General features: G+C 40.0%; 4 protein-coding genes. 3 read left to right on the top strand and 1 reads right to left on the bottom strand.

The features are described 5' to 3' along the window. Positions 1-143 precede the first annotated feature (143 nt). A complete protein-coding gene (locus QZ488_RS21320; RefSeq protein WP_293752556.1) occupies positions 144-1,046 on the bottom strand; it encodes a TauD/TfdA family dioxygenase in 903 nt (300 codons plus the stop codon). A 244-nt stretch (positions 1,047-1,290) separates the two neighbouring features. Between QZ488_RS21320 and QZ488_RS21325 the strand changes: the two genes are divergently transcribed. The 3 genes from QZ488_RS21325 (at position 1,291) to QZ488_RS21335 (ending at position 3,541) form a co-directional block, all read left to right on the top strand. Then, positions 1,291-1,566 carry a hypothetical protein gene (locus tag QZ488_RS21325; protein ID WP_293752558.1) on the top strand — a complete coding sequence of 92 codons (276 nt, stop codon included), beginning with the start codon at positions 1,291-1,293 and terminating at the stop codon, positions 1,564-1,566. A 74-nt stretch (positions 1,567-1,640) separates the two neighbouring features. Continuing rightward, positions 1,641-2,420, top strand: a complete 780-nt coding sequence (gene djlA, locus QZ488_RS21330; protein ID WP_293752560.1) for a co-chaperone DjlA — start codon at positions 1,641-1,643, stop codon at positions 2,418-2,420. 50 nt (positions 2,421-2,470) lie between these two features. Next, complete coding sequence (locus QZ488_RS21335) at positions 2,471-3,541, top strand: cobalamin-independent methionine synthase II family protein (protein ID WP_293752562.1); 1,071 nt, start codon at positions 2,471-2,473, stop codon at positions 3,539-3,541. Positions 3,542-3,650 lie beyond the last annotated feature (109 nt).

Consider the following 3,650-nt stretch of genomic DNA (forward strand, 5'->3'; position numbering starts at 1 on the left):
ATTCGGCACTGTGAGGTTCGGGATATTGTCTGAATATGTCTATTAAAACCCTTCGCTCAAACTGATCAGGCATGGCATAGATATGAGACAAAAAACTCTGACTCAAGAAGCCGGTTGAATACTGCTGGTGAATAAGCGGTATCCTAGAGTTGTCTGGATAGCCGCAGGTTCTCAGGCGTCGAACCCTCTTTAGTCGCCTCTAGATAAGGCCGTTCGCCTTTAATTGTAACCCGGTGACCTTTTCTTTCCTCAGGCCAGTAATCCCAAATGGCATGGTGCATACAGCACCTATTGTCCCAAAATGCCGTATCGTTAATTGACCAACGAAATCGAATCTGATAATTAACTTGTTCGGCATGTTCGAAAAGCATTGCTAAAACACAATCGCTCTCAAATTTCGTTAATTCGTTAATTTGTTTCGTAAAGGTACGGTTTACATAGAGAGCTTTCTTACCGGTATCTGGATGCGTTCTGACCACAGGATGATTTGCTTCAGGGCAGCTAATTTCAGTATCGCTTTTACCTCGATCGGCATAACGTCCTGTGTAAATATGTTCTGAAGAGTGTAACGCAGTCAGTCCATTTATCATTTTTTTAATTGGCGCAGATAATGTCTCATATGCCAAGTACATATTGCTAAACATGGTATCGCCACCACACTTGGGGGTGATATGAATTTGCAATATTGTACCAAGTGGCGGCTCTTCATCACACGAAACATCAGAATGCCAAAACTCGCCATTGGCAACTTTAGAATCTTTGGTCGCATGTATTTCGAATATCTCTGAGTGGCCCTTCATTGTCGGCGCTGCTGGATGTGCATGTAATTTCCCAAAGCGCTTTCCAAACTCAATGTGTTGCTCAGGAGCAATTTCGTGCTGATCTTTAAAAAAAAGGACTTGATATTCTAAAAATGCGGCTCTTATTTCATTAAATTGGGATTCCGTTAACGGTGAACTCAAGTCCACACCATAAACCTCAGCCCCAAGGTTTGGTGAAAATGGTTTGACATCTAAAAATTTAAATTCCCTTCTAGCTTCACCCATAATAATGCCCGTTATTTTATAAATAAAGTGATATTGCTAACGCGATTATCCGCAATCTCGACTTATACCTACTATCTGTCTAGGTTTCATCTTGATTTATTAATCCGTAATTATAGTTTATGAATTAATTTTATTATACAAGTATTGGGGAGCCACTCTCGAGCTTGCAGAGGTATATGTATAAACTCCCTCCTTAGATCAGAGAGAATTTGAACTTGGGTTTAAATTGACTTATAATTCTAGTATGAATAGTGATGTAATACCCCCACTTTTAGTTCTTTTAATTCTTACCCTTGTTATTGGTGTGGCAATGATATTAAAGAAGTCAAAAGAACAAGCACAATTTGACAAACTTGTTGAAAAAGAGAAAACATTAAAAGATTATAGATTGTTGGCAGAACTTTTTAGGTCAGACCAATTTACATCAAAGCAAATGACAGATGAATTTAAAGCCAATCCTGAATTTAAAGATTGGTACTTTAAAAATTATATCGCACTAGAAAAATGGAGAAGTATATGAAAAAACTTCTTATAATTATCGAAGTTTGGTGCAAAATGTAGCTTGGGTTTTTAACAAAAAATAGAGTAATAATTATGAGTTGGTGGACAACAGTTTTAGGCGGGGCACTAGGTTTTATGATTGGTGGGCCGCTAGGTGCGATGCTTGGTGTGGCATTCGCGGGTAATCTTTCTAAAGGTAAGTCTAATTTTGGCGGATTCGCTAAAGATTATCGTCCGGGCGATCAGCAGCGCGTTCAAGCAGCATTTTTTAGTAGTGTATTTTCAGTTATGGGCTATATTGCCAAAGTCGATGGCAAGGTATCAAAGTCTGAAATTCTCTTAGCACAGCAAGTTATGCAACATATGCAATTATCAGACGATATGCAAAAAGTTGCAAAAGACCTGTTTAACCAAGGCAAACACAAAGATTTTAACCTAGATGAGGTGCTTGAACAGTTCCGTACTGAAAGTCATAGGCGTACACACTTAGTACGCATGTTTTTAGAGATTCAAATCCAAGCCACTTATGCTGATGGCGTGTTTGACGATAAAGAACATGATGCACTTAAATATATTGCGCAAAAACTACACTTTCCTATTCATGAGCTAGAGAATCTGATTCAGCAATTTTCCGCTACTAGCAACAATACTAATAAACTAACTGTTAACGAAGCCTACGTGATATTGGGAGTGGATAAAAGTTTAACTGATAAGGAGCTCAAACGAGCCTATCGCAGATTGTTAGCTCAGCATCATCCAGATAAATTAGTTGGCAAAGGCTTACCTGAGGAGATGAAAAAAATGGCCAATGAAAAAACCCAAGAAATCATTGGCGCCTATGAGCTCATTAAAAAGCACCGTGGCATGCGCTAATTAAGGTGCAATCCTTTACTTAACCAATTATTTATTTTTAGAGATTGATTGTGCTAAATCCTCTTGAAACGACAACTATAGGTGCTTTTCCCAAGCCAAATTATGTGCCGGTTCGTGATTGGTTTGATTTGGCTCATCAAAAAGGCGTGATGGATTCGGCTGAAACAACGCTTCAATACAATCTGGATATACAAAAAAACAAAGATATCCACGAACCCCTATTCTTACGCGCTACGGAAGAAATTTTGGGTGTTCAGCTTCGTGCGGGTGTTTCAATTCCAACAGATGGCGAGGTGCGCCGCGAAAATTATATTCATTATCATTGTCGTCATTTAGCCGGTTTTGATTTTAGCCAGCTTGAACATCGCGTTCTAAGAGAGGGTGCTTATGAAACGGATTTGCCGGCGATTCGAGGCGAAATCAAACATTCTGGCAAAAATTACAGCGCTCATGATTATCTGGCAAGTCAGGCCTTAAGCTCAAGGCCCATCAAGTTTACTTTACCAGGCCCTTTGACAATCCTGGCTACAACGGCCGACTGTTTCTATGATGATCGCCCCAAGCTGAATGCCACCCTAGCCGAAACATTAAATAAAGAGATACTAGCACTTGTTGAGGCAGGCTGCAGTTATATCCAAGTTGATGAACCTCTTTTTGCCCGTTCAGTAAAAGACGCTTTAGATTTTGGTATGGAGGGTTTGGAAAGATGTTTTCACGGCGTTCCCAAATCGGTGACCAGAATAGTTCATATGTGTTGTGGATATCCCGAACACTTGGACGACCATGATTACAAGAAAGCTGATCCCCTAAGTTACCATCAGCTAAGCAAAGCTATTGATGAAGCAGCATTTGATCAAATATCGATAGAAGATAAGCACTGTTGTAACGACCTAAGTTTACTAGAGAAATTCCAATATAAAACGGTCATATTTGGTTCTGTAGCGATTGCATCCAGTCGTCTGGAAACTATCGAAGAAGTCGTTGATAGGCTTAAAGCTGCTATGGATCATATTGATAGAAAGCGTTTGGTGATAGCGCCAGATTGCGGTCTAGGGCTTCTTTCAGCAAACTTGGCAGAGGCCAAATTGCGGGTAATGTGTCAAGCAGCAGCATTGGTTTAGATTGGATTTTTGAATGTAAGCCTTGCGGCTTCGCACTCCAAACGGATATTTATTCAGACTTTGACCTCCACGGGGGAGCCTACTTTCACTCGGCTATGTATTAATATAA

Source organism: uncultured Paraglaciecola sp., from assembly GCF_913020055.1.
GTDB lineage: Bacteria > Pseudomonadota > Gammaproteobacteria > Enterobacterales > Alteromonadaceae > Paraglaciecola.

Excerpts from the sequence above, each read along its gene's own strand:
- djlA (WP_293752560.1), top strand. The coding sequence starts at position 1,641 with ATGAGTTGGTGGACAACAGTTTTAGGCGGGGCACTAGGTTTTATGATT.
- QZ488_RS21325 (WP_293752558.1), top strand. The coding sequence starts at position 1,291 with ATGAATAGTGATGTAATACCCCCACTTTTAGTTCTTTTAATTCTTACC.
- QZ488_RS21320 (WP_293752556.1), bottom strand. The coding sequence starts at position 1,046 with ATGGGTGAAGCTAGAAGGGAATTTAAATTTTTAGATGTCAAACCATTT.